At 60.9% G+C, this 14,803-nt stretch carries 20 protein-coding genes; all 20 read left to right on the top strand.

The features are described 5' to 3' along the window. Position 1: 1 nt before the first annotated feature. On the top strand, positions 2 to 1,060 hold the full coding sequence (locus tag KJA79_RS05110) for a formylglycine-generating enzyme family protein (protein WP_213040906.1): 1,059 nt from the start codon (positions 2 to 4) through the stop codon (positions 1,058 to 1,060). A 53-nt stretch (positions 1,061 to 1,113) separates the two neighbouring features. After that, positions 1,114 to 1,482, top strand: coding sequence for a hypothetical protein (locus KJA79_RS05105; protein ID WP_213040905.1), 369 nt, complete (start codon positions 1,114 to 1,116; stop codon positions 1,480 to 1,482). Continuing rightward, positions 1,479 to 2,339, top strand: coding sequence for a formylglycine-generating enzyme family protein (locus KJA79_RS05100; RefSeq protein WP_213040904.1), 861 nt, complete (start codon positions 1,479 to 1,481; stop codon positions 2,337 to 2,339). The genes KJA79_RS05105 and KJA79_RS05100 overlap by 4 nt, the downstream gene beginning before the upstream one ends. Before the next feature lie 171 nt (positions 2,340 to 2,510). After that, positions 2,511 to 2,642, top strand: coding sequence for a hypothetical protein (locus tag KJA79_RS22930; protein WP_281412652.1), 132 nt, complete (start codon positions 2,511 to 2,513; stop codon positions 2,640 to 2,642). Between the two features lie 171 nt (positions 2,643 to 2,813). Then, positions 2,814 to 3,086 carry a hypothetical protein gene (locus KJA79_RS05095; RefSeq protein WP_213040903.1) on the top strand — a complete coding sequence of 91 codons (273 nt, stop codon included), beginning with the start codon at positions 2,814 to 2,816 and terminating at the stop codon, positions 3,084 to 3,086. 31 nt (positions 3,087 to 3,117) lie between these two features. Further along, the gene (locus KJA79_RS05090) at positions 3,118 to 4,035 is read left to right on the top strand and encodes a TIGR01777 family oxidoreductase (RefSeq protein ID WP_213040902.1); all 918 of its coding nucleotides are present in this window, start codon (positions 3,118 to 3,120) and stop codon (positions 4,033 to 4,035) included. Then, positions 4,032 to 4,514: a DUF4149 domain-containing protein gene (locus KJA79_RS05085; protein ID WP_213040901.1), complete on the top strand. Its 483-nt coding sequence runs from the start codon at positions 4,032 to 4,034 to the stop codon at positions 4,512 to 4,514. Before KJA79_RS05090 ends, KJA79_RS05085 begins: the two co-directional genes overlap by 4 nt. 19 nt (positions 4,515 to 4,533) lie before the next feature. Continuing rightward, positions 4,534 to 5,019, top strand: a complete 486-nt coding sequence (locus KJA79_RS05080) for a PDZ domain-containing protein (RefSeq protein WP_213040900.1) — start codon at positions 4,534 to 4,536, stop codon at positions 5,017 to 5,019. Between the two features lie 7 nt (positions 5,020 to 5,026). After that, a complete protein-coding gene (locus tag KJA79_RS05075; protein WP_213040899.1) occupies positions 5,027 to 5,551 on the top strand; it encodes a hypothetical protein in 525 nt (174 codons plus the stop codon). Between the two features lie 50 nt (positions 5,552 to 5,601). Further along, positions 5,602 to 6,033: a hypothetical protein gene (locus KJA79_RS05070; protein WP_213040898.1), complete on the top strand. Its 432-nt coding sequence runs from the start codon at positions 5,602 to 5,604 to the stop codon at positions 6,031 to 6,033. Then, positions 6,030 to 7,475, top strand: a complete 1,446-nt coding sequence (locus KJA79_RS05065; protein WP_213040897.1) for a cryptochrome/photolyase family protein — start codon at positions 6,030 to 6,032, stop codon at positions 7,473 to 7,475. The genes KJA79_RS05070 and KJA79_RS05065 overlap by 4 nt, the downstream gene beginning before the upstream one ends. Then, entirely contained in the window at positions 7,472 to 8,425 is a 954-nt protein-coding gene (locus KJA79_RS05060; RefSeq protein ID WP_213040896.1) for a YbgA family protein, read from the top strand. The genes KJA79_RS05065 and KJA79_RS05060 overlap by 4 nt, the downstream gene beginning before the upstream one ends. Positions 8,426 to 8,495: 70 nt before the next feature. Then, complete coding sequence (locus KJA79_RS05055; RefSeq protein WP_213040895.1) at positions 8,496 to 9,005, top strand: sirohydrochlorin chelatase; 510 nt, start codon at positions 8,496 to 8,498, stop codon at positions 9,003 to 9,005. 87 nt (positions 9,006 to 9,092) lie between these two features. Next, positions 9,093 to 9,641, top strand: coding sequence for a chalcone isomerase family protein (locus KJA79_RS05050; protein WP_213040894.1), 549 nt, complete (start codon positions 9,093 to 9,095; stop codon positions 9,639 to 9,641). Between the two features lie 42 nt (positions 9,642 to 9,683). After that, entirely contained in the window at positions 9,684 to 10,100 is a 417-nt protein-coding gene (locus KJA79_RS05045; RefSeq protein ID WP_213040893.1) for a nuclear transport factor 2 family protein, read from the top strand. 1 nt (position 10,101) lies between these two features. Then, positions 10,102 to 10,872: an SDR family NAD(P)-dependent oxidoreductase gene (locus tag KJA79_RS05040; RefSeq protein ID WP_213040892.1), complete on the top strand. Its 771-nt coding sequence runs from the start codon at positions 10,102 to 10,104 to the stop codon at positions 10,870 to 10,872. Beyond that, positions 10,869 to 12,128, top strand: coding sequence for an NAD(P)/FAD-dependent oxidoreductase (locus KJA79_RS05035; RefSeq protein WP_213040891.1), 1,260 nt, complete (start codon positions 10,869 to 10,871; stop codon positions 12,126 to 12,128). Before KJA79_RS05040 ends, KJA79_RS05035 begins: the two co-directional genes overlap by 4 nt. Continuing rightward, positions 12,125 to 12,910: a DUF1365 domain-containing protein gene (locus KJA79_RS05030; RefSeq protein WP_213040890.1), complete on the top strand. Its 786-nt coding sequence runs from the start codon at positions 12,125 to 12,127 to the stop codon at positions 12,908 to 12,910. Before KJA79_RS05035 ends, KJA79_RS05030 begins: the two co-directional genes overlap by 4 nt. After that, the gene (locus KJA79_RS05025) at positions 12,907 to 14,217 is read left to right on the top strand and encodes an SAM-dependent methyltransferase (protein WP_213040889.1); all 1,311 of its coding nucleotides are present in this window, start codon (positions 12,907 to 12,909) and stop codon (positions 14,215 to 14,217) included. The genes KJA79_RS05030 and KJA79_RS05025 overlap by 4 nt, the downstream gene beginning before the upstream one ends. After that, positions 14,214 to 14,750 carry a DUF2878 domain-containing protein gene (locus KJA79_RS05020; RefSeq protein ID WP_213040888.1) on the top strand — a complete coding sequence of 179 codons (537 nt, stop codon included), beginning with the start codon at positions 14,214 to 14,216 and terminating at the stop codon, positions 14,748 to 14,750. Before KJA79_RS05025 ends, KJA79_RS05020 begins: the two co-directional genes overlap by 4 nt. Positions 14,751 to 14,803: the final 53 nt, after the last annotated feature.

The raw sequence follows: 14,803 nt of genomic DNA, 5'->3' as shown, positions 1-14,803 counted from the left end.
CATGGACATGATGAGACACGTACTCGGAGCAGGATTGGTTGCGGGAGTGATCTTCGCACTTCCGGCAGCCCATGCAGAAGAATCGGCCATACCGAAGGACATGGTCTATATCGGTCAGGGGCCTTCCATCATGGGACTGGACAAGAGCGAGGCCGCACAATCAACTCGGAAATTGTCCCTCTATGACAAGCGGATGAAAACCCCCTGGTCCGCGGAGGCCTTTCATGACGAAGGGCCGGCCCACATGGTCTTTCTGGATTCCTACCTCATTGACAAGTACGAGGTGTCGAACAAGGACTATGGCGACTTCATTCGTGCCACCGGTCACCCCGCGCCGGCGTATTGGGACGACCCTCGCCTGAACAAGACTCATCAGCCTGTCGTCGGGGTGAACTGGATCGATGCCAAAAGCTACTGTGAGTTCCGCGGCAAGCGTCTGCCGACCGAGGCGGAGTGGGAGAAGGCGGCTCGCGGACCGAACGGGAATCTCTATCCCTGGGGCAACGATTTCGATTCCAACAAGGCCAACTATGATCGGCACCATGAGGCGACGCTACCGGTGGATTCTCATCCGGAGGGGGCGAGTTACTACGGGGTCTACCACATGGCAGGCAACGTTTTCGAATGGGTCTCGGACTGGTACGATCCGAAATACTACGGCCGCCTGGAGACGATGGTGAATCCGACTGGTCCGGAAAAACCACTGTGGCTCGGCGGCACCGGTACCTATGTCGATCGACTGACGGTGGGGGAAAAGCGCGTCATTCGAGGCGGTTCCTGGATCGCACCGGAAGGAGCCATTCGTTCCACACACCGGTTCTGGAACCATCCGCTCAACAACAGTTACGGAGTCGGGTTGGGTTTCCGCTGCGCGAAGGCGGCGCCGCCTGACTGGGAACAACGGATTCGGGACAGCTACATCACGGCGTTGGTGGAAATGGGTCGGGAACGATTTACCGAGGCCTTGCAAGCGGTCAATCGGGGACTGGTGCTGGACCCGGTCAACGTGGAACTCCTCGCGCTTCGACCCTTGATTGAGCAGTCGTTGACTCGGCGGTAAGGGCGGAGAGCGAATGGAGTCGCTCAACAGGTTCCTACGATGGAGGCAGAGCCATGATGAACAGGGCGATGATCACGCTGGTCGGCGGGTTCGCGGTGTTGCTGTGGTCGACAACGGTCCAGGCCGGACCGATCGATACCAGCCGCCATACCCATCCCGAGAATGTGCAGCTCGTGCATGAGGCGGAACATAGTGTGGACCATGCCTGGGAGGTCTATCACCGTGCGGCCCTCGGCGGGACCGTGGCGTCGCCCGATCTGCAGGCACAAATCGAACAACACTTGCATGAAGCAAGAACCCTCGTGACCCAGGCGCAGGAGGCCGCCGACCGTGGCGATGCAGGTGCTGTGGAGCGCCTCGTCGGACAGATCAATCTGCACACGGAACAGGCGATCGCGGGGAGCAAGGAGCAGAAGCGATGACACAAGGTTTGAGCAAGAGAAGGACCAGGTTGAGTGCGGTAGGTCTCTTCGCAACGGCCGCCTTCACGCTCGCCCTGAGCCCTGTGCTGGCGGCGCCACCCGCCAAGGAACTGGATCTCGTGCCCATGATCACGATTCCCGCAGGGTCATTCATCATGGGCACGCAAAGTCCGAAGGGGCGAGCTGACGAGTGGCCGCAACGTAAGGTCCATGTCGATGCCTTTGCGATCGATCAGGTGGAGGTGACCAATGAACGGTACCTGGCCTTTGTGGCCACGACCGGCCACCGGAATCCGCCGAACCCCTATGGTACCGGTGCGCTCGTGTCGGCGAAGGGAATCGAGCAGCTCCCGGTGGTGCAGGTGACCTGGTACGACGCCAAGGCCTACTGTGCATGGGCGAAGAAGCGTTTGCCGACTGAGGCGGAATGGGAAAAGGCGGCACGTGGGACTGACGGCCGGACGTTTCCATGGGGCAATGAGGAACCGACGTCGACGCGGGCGAATTACGACCGTGAGTGGGTGAACGATAAGACACTCTATGCGGTAGGTTCGCTGCCGGGAGGGGATTCGCCCTATGGCATCAAGGATATGTCCGGCAATGCCCGCGAGTGGGTACAGGACTGGTACGACCCGGACTATTACGAGAATGCCCCGACGACGAATCCACAAGGGCCGGACAAGGGCATCGTGCGGGTGATCCGAGGAGGATCCTGGCACAGTCCTCTGGCCGACATCACAGCGACGGCGCGTGGGCGAGGCGGATTCGCGTTGCAGACGCATGGCACCGGCTTCCGTTGTGTGCGCAGCCTTGAGGGGCATGGTCAGGATAGCTCGGCGCAGGAACCGGCTAAATAAGACTGCCGGCTCAGATTGATGGGGTTGTGATCTTGGAGGTACCGCGACTCCGCACGCGGCCTCCCGTTGAGGCGGATGGGTTCTTCCTTCGGAGGAACCCGTCCCCTCAGCGAACCATCTGACGGAGTGGCGCGAGGACCAGATTCACGGGACTCGCAGTAAGGGGGGTGCATGGGGCAACTGATCGTTGTGGGCATCGCGTTCATCGCGGTGAGCGTGGCAGCCGCCGCACTCATGGGCCGGAGGAAACCGGCCTATGCCGTCGTACCGAGGCAGGGGAAGAATCGGGCTCGTGTCAGCTAGGGTGTGCGTGGGAGCGGGTATGGCGCATGTCCGTAACAGAGATGACATTGTGAGGAAGGCCCTTCAATTTTCTGGAAGTCGGGGGTTCCAATGGACACACATGGGACGCCGGAATCATACACTCCTCCACAACAAGACAATCACCGCTGTTCTCGTTGCGGGGGGTTACTCTTGACGCAACAGTACATCGATCTGCTGGACGACACTGGTCAAATAGACATTACCGCATGGCACTGCACCATCTGTGGGGAGGTGCTCGATCCGGTGATCTTGAAGAATCGGTATGGCCCGCCTCCGAATCTGTTGTATGGCACGAAGGAGCGAAAGTACAGTCAACGTGTGACGGCCCTTCCAGGGCAATCAGGATCGAAACAGGCACCCGAACAGGGAGATGCGGGGAACGGGAGACAGTCACCACGGAACGGCTCACAGATCGAGCCGTAGTCTACAAGTGCTGTAGGAGGAGAAGCGAACCATGCGGATCGTCGTCACCGGAGGCACAGGGTTCATCGGTCGGGCGCTGGTCGAGGAGCTGGTGCGACAGCAGCACGATGTGGTGGTGTTGTGTCGGAAGCCCGGACAGCCGTCCGGGTCGACTGCCCGTTACGTCGAGTGGGATGCTCGGACGATGGGTCCATGGCGGGCGGAGGTGGAGGCGGCCGACGCAGTCATCAATTTGGCCGGTGCCCCCATCGCCGAAGGTCGATGGACGGTGGCCCGCAAGCGGTTGCTGCTGGAGAGCCGGACGTGCAGCACCAGATTGCTGGTGGACGCCCTCGCTGAGCGGGCTTCGCCGCTTCCCGTTCTCGTCAGTGCGTCAGGCATCGGATACTACGGCGCCAGCGACGACCGGGTGCTCGACGAACGGTCGGCACTCGGGACGGGATTTCTGGCGGACCTCTCCGCGGCCTGGGAGGCCGAAGCGTTGCGCGCCGCTCAGTTTCATACAAGAGTAGTGGTCCTGCGCACAGGCATGGTGCTGGAACAGGACGGCGGGGCGCTGCCGAAGATGTTGCTGCCCTTCCGGTTCTTCGCCGGAGGGCCGGTGCTGCCCGGGACGCAATGGGTGTCGTGGATTCATCGTGCCGATCTGATCGGTCTCATTCAATGGGCTATCGCCACGCCGACGGTGTCCGGACCGGTTAATGCGGTGGCTCCTGAGGCGGTAACCATGAAGAACTTTTGTTCCGCCGTCGGCACAGTGCTCCATCGACCCTCGTGGCTTCCTGTCCCTGGGTTCGCCTTGCATCTGGCGTTGGGTGAGCTGGGGACATTAATGACCACCGGGCAACGTGTGGACCCGTCCAAGGCGCGGGCGGGAGGGTTTGCCTTTCGATATCCGACGTTGGAGCCGGCCTTGCGAGCGATTCTCGACGTGGAGGGGCGAACATGACCGCCATCATTGAGCCGGTGATGCAGTATGCGCATGCCCTGGCGGTGGCCGTTCTGGTCGGCAAGGTCGTGCTACTGTCCTTTGTGGTTGCGCCGATTCTTGCGAAGCAGTTGGGGCCCGAACAGTTTGGAGCTGTCGTGCGCCGTCTATTCCCTGCGTACTATCTCCTGGGCATGGCAGCGGCGACGCTGGGGTTGCTGTCCTTGATGGTGCTGGGACTCCTTCGCGGCCTGACCGCCTCTGTGCTGGCAACCGGAGGAATCTGGCTGATGATTCTTCTGGCGGAGTCGTACTGCCGCTCCCCCCTGACTCCCCAGAGTAACGCCATGAGGGATCGGCTTAAGGAACAGGAGCGGCAGGGCTCCGTCGATCCTGTGCTGCAGGCGGCCTGGACTCGATTGCATCAACGGTCGCTGTACTTGAATTCACTCGTGCTGCTCGGCGGTCTTTGGTTGGTCGGTTCGATACGCCAATTCTGATCATGATGAAGGGAGAAGGATGATGCAGACACATACGTATGTTGGGCGTTGCTTCCTCGCCGCGTGTCTCAGCCTCTGTGTGAGCCAGGCATCGGTGCTGAGCCATCAGGCGTGGGCCGGTGAAGGGCATGACAACGCGGGGTCGCAAGGCGGCATGTATTCCCTCGAGGCCAGCATTCCAGATGGCGTGATAGGCGTGGCGCTGCATGTCGGAGCGGAGCGAGTGGGTGATCCTTCGGTGTTGTTGATCGCCCAGGTGTTGCCCGATGGTCCGGCGGAAAAAGCCGGACTCAAGCAGGGTGATCAGCTGATCACCGTGGATGGGGCTGCGTTGACCGGCAAGACCTACGAACAGGTCGCCCTCATGGTTCGTGGGGAGCCGGGAACCGTGGTGAAACTGGGCGTGAAATCTGAGAGCGGTGTGCGGGACGTGTCGGTCACCAGGGTCGCCGGTCAGACATTGTACAAAGGGCAGATGGGGTCGCACGGCGGCCCGGCCAAATAGGTGATGCGTGAGACAGGTCATTGCAGGACTGGTGGTGCTGATGCTCATGACAGGCCTGTCGCCGGCCGGGGCGTGGTACCGTCCTTCTCTGTCGCCGACTCTGTCGGGAATCGAGAGGACAAGTCTGTATCTGCTGGCGGGTGATTATCGTCGGGCGCTGGAAACCTGTGAGCAGGAGATTCACAACCGTCCGTCAGCCGAGACCTATCTGCATCTCACGTACGTCTATCAGGCGATCGACGCGTATCTGGAACAATTGTCCAGAGACGAAAGCTGGATGGCCGTGGAGCAGTTGTATTTGAATCTGGCCTATCGGCATACGGAAGATCTCGTCGATCCCTCCGGCGGTTTGGCCAGGATGGCGAAAGAGATGATCCAGACCAGCGTTCGTCAACAGGCCGACGTCAGCGCCGCCATGGCGGTGCGACTGAACAAGGCCGTGTCCGACCGCCTCTGGCAGGAACAGACGCAGTGGCGGAACGCGCACCCCACGACCTGGTGGCAGGCGTTTCCTGACGCCTGGCTACGATAAGAATAGTGACCCCTGCGGTGCCGTATCCGCACAGCGAAGGAGGCAGGACCATGGTGAGACAGACCACACAACGGGGCATCGATCTCAAGTTGTTCGGCGCGCTCTTTCTGCTGGTGGGGCTGATCGACCTGCTCATCATCGAATTTTTCCCCGCCTATGCGTTGAAGTTATTCGGTGTGATGATCGTCGGTCCGCTGGCCTACCTGGTCAAACTGCATTCGCCGGCCGTGCATTTCCTGATCGGCTACGGGTTTGTGTTTCTCCGCCCCTGGTCCTGGGGGCTCGCGATGGCCTATGGCGGATTCGGCATCACGAGCGAACTGATGAATCAGTTTCAATTCGGCTACCATCATCTCCGCACGGGATTTATGGCCGCAACAGCGCTGTTTCTCTGTTATGTTGCGTGGCGACGAGTGCTATTCGCAGATCCCCTGCCGCCGACGACTCGGTTGACCTCGTCTTCCCCGGAGGTGCCTTCGTGAGAGGATTGGTGTGGTTTCGCCGAGATCTTCGCATTCATGACAACCCCGCGCTCTCGGCGGCTTGTCGTGAGTGTCGTGAGATTGTACCGCTGTTTGTCTTCGACGAGCCGTTGCTGCGATCCCATGTGTTCGGCTCCGCCTGTGTCGGATTCATGCTGGGGTGTTTGGACGATCTGCGGCACTCATTGGCTGAGCGGGGGGTGTCGCTTCTCTGGCGAATGGGTGAGCCGGTTGAGACGGTGCTGCGGACCGCTCAGGATCTGGCGGTGGATGCGGTGTACTGGAATCGAGACTATGAACCAGCCGCTATCGATCGAGACCGCCAGACTCAGCAGCAGTTGGCTCGACAAGGCCGCACGGTGAAGACGTTTAAAGATCATGTCGTGTTTGAGGCGGAAGAAGTACGAGGTCTGACCGGGGACCCGTTTCAACGATACAGTGCCTATCGGGATCGGTGGTGGACCAGGTGGCGCGCGGCCGCCCCGCCGGTGCTCGTGGCTCCTATCATCCCTTCTGCGAAGAACTCGGTGGATTCCTCTATGCCCGCCTGGCCTACGGCGGACACTCTCGGCTATATGCCGGTGCCGATGTGGATCGAGCCGGGTGAACAGGCCGCCCGTGCTCGGTTACAGTGGTTCTTGAAAGGGCCGATCCATCGCTACGTCAGCGGCAGGAATCTCCCGGCTCAGGACGGGACGTCCAAGATGTCTCCCCATTTGCGGTTCGGTACGATCACGACGCGCACGATGGTGCATGCCGCGCTCCAGACGCTTTCGAAGGGCGGAACGGTCTCTCGTGCCGATGTATTCACCTGGATGGATGAGCTGGTTTGGCGGGAGTTTTTTCAACAGGTGTTGTCGGCGTTTCCGCATGTGGCCGAGGGACCGTTCAAGGCGAAGCCTGGGCTTCCTGCTCCGCGTCCCGCCGGGCCGGAGCGTGATCGGTTGTTTGCCGCCTGGTGTCAGGGGCGAACCGGCTATCCGATCGTCGACGCGGGGATGCGCCAGCTGAACGAAACGGGCTGGATGCACAATCGCGTGCGGATGGTCGCGGCTTCGTTCCTTGTGAAGGATCTACGGCTGGATTGGCAAAGCGGAGAACGCTACTTCATGGAGCAGTTGGTAGACGGAGATCTGGCGGCGAACAACGGCAACTGGCAGTGGTGTGCGTCGACCGGGACCGATGCGATGCAGGGCTATCGGATTTTCAACCCCACCCTGCAAAGTGCGAAGTTCGATCCTGAGGGAGGCTATGTGCGCCAGTACGTCCCGGAGCTGAGTCAGGTGCCGACCAAATGGATTCACGAACCGGCGCTCATGCCCAAGGAGGAACAGGTCCGGGCTCGATGCCGGATCGGCATCGACTACCCGGAGCCCATTGTGGATCACCGGCAGGCGCGCCAGGAATATCTGGATCTCGGGAAGCAGAAGGTGGCCCCATGACGACCTCGGCACTTCGCCTCGGCATCAGCCGATGTCTGCTCGGTGAGCAGGTTCGCTTTGACGGCGGCCACAAGCGGGATCAATTCTTAACGGATGTCCTCGGCCGATATGTCGAATGGGTTCCGGTCTGTCCGGAGGTCGAAGCGGGACTCGGCACGCCGCGTGAGGCGATGCGGCTGGTAGGAGATCCGCAACGGCCGAGACTGGTGAGCATCAAGAGCGGTCAGGATCACACACGAGCCCTGGAAGTAGTGACCGACAGACGCCTGGTTGATCTGGAAGCTGTCGATCTGTCGGGATTTGTCTTCAAAAAGGACTCTCCAAGTTGCGGGGTGGAACGTGTCCGGACATACAACGAGCACGGCATGCCGAATCGCAAAGGCGTGGGTCTGTTCGCGCGCGCGTTTGTCGGGCGATTCCCGCTCATCCCCGTGGAGGAAGAAGGTCGGCTGAGCGATCCCCTGCTGCGAGAAAATTTCATCGAGCGGGTGTTCTGCTATCGCCGCTGGCAGGATCTCATCCACGTCGGGGTGACGAGGCAAGCGGTCGTCCGGTTTCACACGATCCATAAGTACCTGCTCTTGGCCCATAGCGCTCAATACTACCGCCAGCTTGGCCGGTTGGTCGCGCAAGTCCATGAGTATCGTCCCAAAGACCTGGCGCTTCGATATGGCGAGCTGTTCATGCAGGCCTTGGCTGTGCGGGCGACGGTACGCAAACACGTCAATGTCTTGCAGCATATCCTGGGGCATTTCAAAGATCGTCTCGATGCGCAGGAAAAGGCGGAGCTGTTAGGAGTCATTGCCGATTATCACCAGGGGCTGACGCCGTTGATCGTGCCGCTCACGTTGATCAAACACTACGTGCAGGTGTTCGATGTCGAATATATTCGTGATCAGGTGTACCTCAATCCGCATCCGAAGGAGTTGATGCTGCGCAATCATGTCTAATGGCGTGTCGACCCCACACAGGGGGCGGGCAGGATCGATTCACCACATTGTCAAGAAAGGAAACGGCACCATGGCGGGGACGACGCGAGGGGTGATTTTAGTGGGGCACGGGGGGATTCCCAAGGATTGTCCGCAGGATCTCGTGACGAAATTGAAGCGGCTGGAGGCACAGCGTCGCGCGGCGAAGTTGCCTCCGTCGGCAGAGGAGCTGGAATTGGACGGCAAGATCCGGCACTGGCCGCGCACGGCGGAGACCGACCCCTATCAGGCCGGGCTGGAAGCGGTGGCGGCGCAGCTGCGCCCGCAGTTGAACGGCGCCCTCTTCGCCGTGGCCTACAACGAATTCTGTGGCCCCACTCTGGAGGAGTCGGTGGAGTCGCTGATCAAGCAGGGGGCGACCGATATTACGGTCACCACGACGATGTTTACGCCGGGTGGCTCGCATTCCGAAGTGGAGATTCCCGAAATTCTGGAGCAACTACGCATCCAGTATCCGAATGTGGCGTTGCGCTATGCCTGGCCGTTCGATCTGACGAGGGTGGCGACCACGTTGGCGGACCAGATCCGGCGGTTTGTGTGACCAAAGAGGCGGAAGGCAGGGGCGTGAGGGGTCGTGGGGAGAGAGGCGATGCAAGGACGAGGGCGAGCAGCAAGGAGCCGGGCAGTCGTGTACGTGCTCACTGGTCTCCTGCTCGTCGCGCTGCCGATTCCAGGGGCTGCCGCCCTCGTTGAGGGCGTGAGCTTTTCCGATTCGATCCAGGCCGGTTCGGTCACCCTTCCGCTCCGAGGAGTCGGCCTCGCGAAATTCTTGCGGACCATTTCGGTGTACGTGGCTGCACTCTATCTCCCGTCCGGGACGGAGCCTGATCGGGTGCTGGAGGATGTGCCGAAACGCTTGGAACTGTCCTATTTTCGCAGCATCCGGGCGGGAGACTTTGGGCGAGCTGCCGATAAGGTCTTGGCGGACAATGTCCCCCCGGAGCGGCTGACGGTCTTGGCGCCGCGCATCGCCCAGCTGCATCGATTGTATGAGGATGTGAAAGCGGGTGATCGCTACGGGTTGACCTATACTCCGGGCGTGGGTACCGAGTTGAGCCTCAACGGAGTGGTGAAAGGAACGGTAGAGGGAGCGGACTTTGCTGCGGCCTACTTTGCCATTTGGCTGGGGCCGAACCCCATCAATGAGGCCTTGAAGCTGCGGCTGTTGAATCGGTGAACGTGCCGCCGGATAAGATCTGAGCGGCGGGAGACCGTGACTATGCAGTCCGTCGTGGAGCAGTTCAAGCAGACCTATGGACGGCTCAATGCCCGGTCGTTGGGACTTCTGGCGGAACTGTATACGGACGACGTGCTGTTTCAGGATCCGTTCCGGCGACTCGAAGGGCTCGGGGCGCTCACGCGATATTTTGCCGAGCTCTACGCCCATGTTGAAACCTGCTCATTCACCTTTGAGGATGAAGTGGTGCAATCGCAACAGGCCGTGCTCCTGTGGACGATGTCGCTGAGGCATCCGAGACTCAACGGCGGGCAGCCGGTCGTGGTGCCCGGTTCCACACACGTTCGGTTTCGGCACAAGATCTATTTTCACCGGGATTACTTCGACGCGGGAGCGATGCTGTATGAACACCTTCCCCTGATCGGGATGATCGTACGCTTCGTGAAGGAACGGGTGTGAGATGGGACAGCATACAGTCAGCGGTCGACGGGTCTGGGTCACCGGCGCGTCAAGCGGCATTGGCCGAGCCGTGGCCGTCGAGCTGGTCCGTCGCGGCGCCACCGTTATTGCCTCGGCTCGGAACGAATCCGCACTTCACCAGCTCGTGAAAGACTGTGGCAGCGAGCGTGTGGCGGCTCTACCCTGCGATGTCACCGACCGTGACGCCAACCACCGGGCGGCCGCCGACATGGTCCGTCGAGTCGGAGGTCTTGATGTGGCGTTTCTCAACGCGGGCACCTGCGAATATGTCGAGGTTGAAACCTTCGACAGTGCGGTGTTCGAACGGACTATGCGCACCAACTTTCTCAGCATGGTGTACGGGATCGAGGCGGTATTACCGCTCTTGCGGCAATCTCCCGCGCCGCACCTCGTCGGCATGAGTAGCACTGTGGCCTACGCGGGGCTTCCGCGCGCTGAGGCCTACGGCGCATCGAAGGCGGCTATCACGTACTTGTTGGAGTCCCTGCGGATCGACCTGTACCGATCCGGTATCACCGTGTCCGTGGTGGCCCCCGGTTTCGTACGAACGCCCCTCACGGATCGGAACGATTTCCCGATGCCTTTTCGCATCGAAGTGGACGAAGCGGCCCGCCGAATCGTCGACGGGATCGAGGCGGGGAAGCCGGACATTCACTTCCCCAAACGGTTCAGTCTGGCGTTCAAATTGTTGGCCCTCTTGCCGGGGCGAGTTTACACGCGCTTGAGTTCCACGCTGGTGAGACGGCCATGAACATCGCCATTGTCGGCACCGGGATTGCGGGGATGACGGCGGGCCACCTTCTGCACGGCCGGCATGCGCTGACCCTGTTTGAAGCAGGCGACTATATCGGCGGGCATACGAACACCATCGAGGTTCCCTGGGAGGAGATGACCTACGCCGTGGACACCGGGTTCATCGTGTTCAACGACTGGACCTATCCCAACTTCATCGCCCTGCTCGATCGATTGGGCGTCGCGCATCAACCGAGCGACATGAGCTTCAGCGTCCGCTGCGAGCGCACCGGCCTGGAGTACAACGGGACCACGCTGAACAGCCTGTTCGCGCAACGACGGAATCTGCTGCGACCGTCGTTCCACCGGATGATCCGCGACATCCTTCGATTCAACCGTGAGGCGGTGGCGTTGCTGGAGCAACCGGGACCGGGCCCATCCCTGGGAGCCTACCTGGAACAGCAACGGTACTCGGAGCCATTCGTTCGCCAGTATCTCCTGCCCATGGCGGCGGCTATCTGGTCGGCCGGACAGGCCACGATCCGGGAGTTTCCGGCGCAATATCTAGTCCGATTCTTTAAACACCACGGGATGTTATCGGTGAACGATCGGCCCACGTGGCGCATCATTACAGGTGGGTCGCACCGCTACGTCGAACCGCTGGTGCGGCCGTTTCGTGACCGGATCCGGCTGCAGGCTGTGGTGGAGTCGATCGGGCGCTTTCCGCAAGGTGTGGAAGTGCGCTGGCGAGATCGAGAGGGGCGACGGCAGACCGAGCGGTTCGACGCGATCGTGCTGGCCTGCCACAGTGATCAAGCGCTGGCGCTGCTGGCGAAACCGTCGCCGTTGGAACAGGAGGTCCTGGGGGCCATCCGGTACCAGCGCAATGAAGCGGTGCTGCACACGGATCGTTCGCTGCTGCCGAAACGGCGACTGGCCTGGGCGGCGTGGAACTATCATCTGTTGCCCAAGCCGCCTGAGCATGTCGTGGTCACCTACCACATGAACCGGCTGCAGGGGCTCCAGGCGCCCTGCGAGTTTTGCGTGACGTTGAACCACAGTGAGGCGATTGATCCAGAGAAGGTCCTGAAGCGCATCGTCTATCATCACCCGTTGTATTCGCCGCCGGCGGTCGCCGCGCAAGCGCGGTATGAGGCCATCAACGGGCAGCAGCGCACGTTTTATTGCGGAGCCTATTGGGGTTTCGGCTTTCATGAGGATGGAGTGAAGAGCGCCATGACAGCCTGTCGGGCGCTGGAGGCCTGGGTGCAATGAATAGTGCGGTGTACGAGGGAATGGTGCGGCATCGGCGGTTGGCTCCGGTGGCCCATGTCTTTCGGTATTCCCTGTTCATGCTCTACGTGGATCTGGCCGAGTTGCCGGGCTTGTTTGACGGGCGCTGGTTGTGGTCGGCGTCGCATCCGAATCTAGCCTGGTTTCGCCGCGCCGATCACGCGGGCGACCCGCAGGTGCCGTTGGATCAGAGCGTGCGCGACCAGGTCGAGGCAGCCACCGGTCGGCGACCCACAGGTCCGATTCGTCTGCTCACGCATCTCCGGTACTTCGGCTATGTGTTCAATCCTGTGAGTTTCTATTACTGCTTCGACCATGAGGATCGGTGCGTAGACACGATCGTGGCCGAGGTCACGAATACGCCTTGGGGCGAACGGCATTGTTATGTGTTGGATGGATTGTTGGACGAGGGCCGCGGCCGTCACCATCGGTATCGATTCGGAAAACGATTTCATGTGTCGCCGTTCATGCCCATGGAGGTGGACTACGATTGGCGGTTCGACACGCCGAGCGAGCGGCTCGTGGTGCACATGGTCAATTCGAAAAGCGGGAGCCGCTTCTTCGACGCAACTATGGTTCTGGCGCGCCGCGAACTGACGGCCGCGTCCCTCGCGCGGACCCTGGTGCAATATCCGTTCATGACTGCCAGAGTCATCGGCGCGATTCATTGGCAGGCCTTGCGCCTCTGGATCAAACGCTGTCCGTTTTACTCGCATCCCAAGACACGCACCTCAACGGTGCAGACAGGGAGGTTCTCAGGATGAACGGTCTTATGAAGACCGACTGTGCATCGAAACCGACGGAATGGAGCCTCGTCTCGCGTGGGGAATCCGGCGTTCGTGACGGCTTTTCTATCCGGCTGGCCCGGCGCATGGTCTTTGCTCGGCTCTTTCTGATCACGCAGGGCCTCCTCACCATCGTGGAGGGTGAGCGACGGACGACCTTCGGCAGCCCGACGTCGCCCTGTCCGCTCCGGCCGGTGGTTACCATCGATGACCCATCTTGCTATCGGGACATCGCCTGGGGAGGGACCGTCGGCGCCGGAGAAAGTTACGGTCGTGGCGCATGGAACTGCGACGATCTCACCGCGCTCATACGGTTATTCGTCCTGAACCGCGCCGTGCTTGACGGGATGGAACAGGGAGCCGCTCGCTTGTCCGCTCCGTTCCTGAAGCTCATGCACGGCCTGAGGCGCAACACGAAGGCGGGCAGCCGGCGCAACATCGCGGCGCATTACGACCTCAGCAATGAATTCTTCGCGCTCATGCTGGATCCGACGATGATGTATTCATGCGCGTACTTCGCGCGTCCTGACAGTACGCTTGAGGAGGCCTCGCGCGCCAAGATCGAGCTCATTTGCCGCAAGCTGCATCTGTCGCCCGATGACCACCTGCTTGAAATCGGGACCGGCTGGGGTGGGCTTGCCTGTCATGCGGCTCAGACCTTCGGCTGTCGGGTGACGACGACCACGATCTCTCAGGCCCAATACGACTGGGCGCTGCGGCGTATCCGTGACGCGGGCCTGTCCGACCGTGTGCAGGTGCTGCTGTGCGACTATCGGGACCTCCCCTATCTGGATATGCAATTCGACAAGTTGGTGTCGGTCGAGATGATCGAGGCGGTCGGGTGGCAGTATTATGGCGCGTTTTTCGACGTCTGCCGCCGGCTGCTGAAGCCGGATGGCTTGATGCTTTTGCAAGCCATCACGATCGACGAGCGGTATTTCGAAAGGGCCAAACGGTCGGTCGATTTCATCCAGCGTGTTATTTTCCCGGGAAGTTGTATCCCTTCGGTGACAAGCCTCTGCCATGCCATGGCCTGTGCATCGGATTTCAGCTTGCTGCATGTTCAGGATATCGGCGCCCATTACCCGCCTACGCTACGCGGTTGGCGTCAGAACATTCGACAGAACCTGGAGCGGATCTCTCAGCTCGGGTTTGGACCGGAATTTCTTCGCCTGTGGGAATTCTATCTGTCGTATTGCGAAGGCGGGTTCCTGGAACGATCAATCTCGACAGCGCATGTACTGTTTGCCCGCTCCGGCTGGCGACAGGATCCCTTGGCAGGATGATCAGGACCCTTGGCAATGCCGTTGTTTTCCAGCTCGGATGGTGGGTCGCCATCCTGAGCGCCGGGTGGGGGGAGGCTTGGCTGGCCCCCCCGGTCCTGGCGGGTCTCATCACAGTCAACATCTGGTACGGATCCCAGCCTCGCGTCATGACCCTCGTGGTCCTGGCGATTGGATCTGCCGGCCTGTTGTTGGATAGCGGGCTGACCGCGTCGGGCCTGCTTCGGTTCGGGGCCCATCCCTTTGCGCCGTGGCTCTGCCCGCCCTGGCTCTGTGCCCTCTGGTATCTGTTTGCGACGACGTTGCACCAGTCGCTCCGATGGCTGGAAGGCCGGGTATGGTCGGCTGCGATGATCGGTGGGATTGCCGGACCCATCAGCTACGGGGCCGGAGAAGCCTTGGGGGCCCTTACGTTGGGACCGAGTCGCAGCAGCGCCCTCCTGTTGCTCGCATTGGTGTGGGTGGGGCTCTTGCCGCTCTTCGTTCGAATGGCCGAGCAGCTTTATGGTGCTGCGGCAGGCAGCCATCTGGACTGAAGCCGCGTGCTGTGTTCGACTTCCTGAACAGTGTACAATCAGCCGCCTTCGAA

Origin of the sequence: Nitrospira defluvii, from assembly GCF_905220995.1 — a bacterium.
Lineage (GTDB): Bacteria > Nitrospirota > Nitrospiria > Nitrospirales > Nitrospiraceae > Nitrospira_A > Nitrospira_A defluvii_C.
This window is presented reverse-complemented; position numbering and strand designations above follow the sequence as displayed.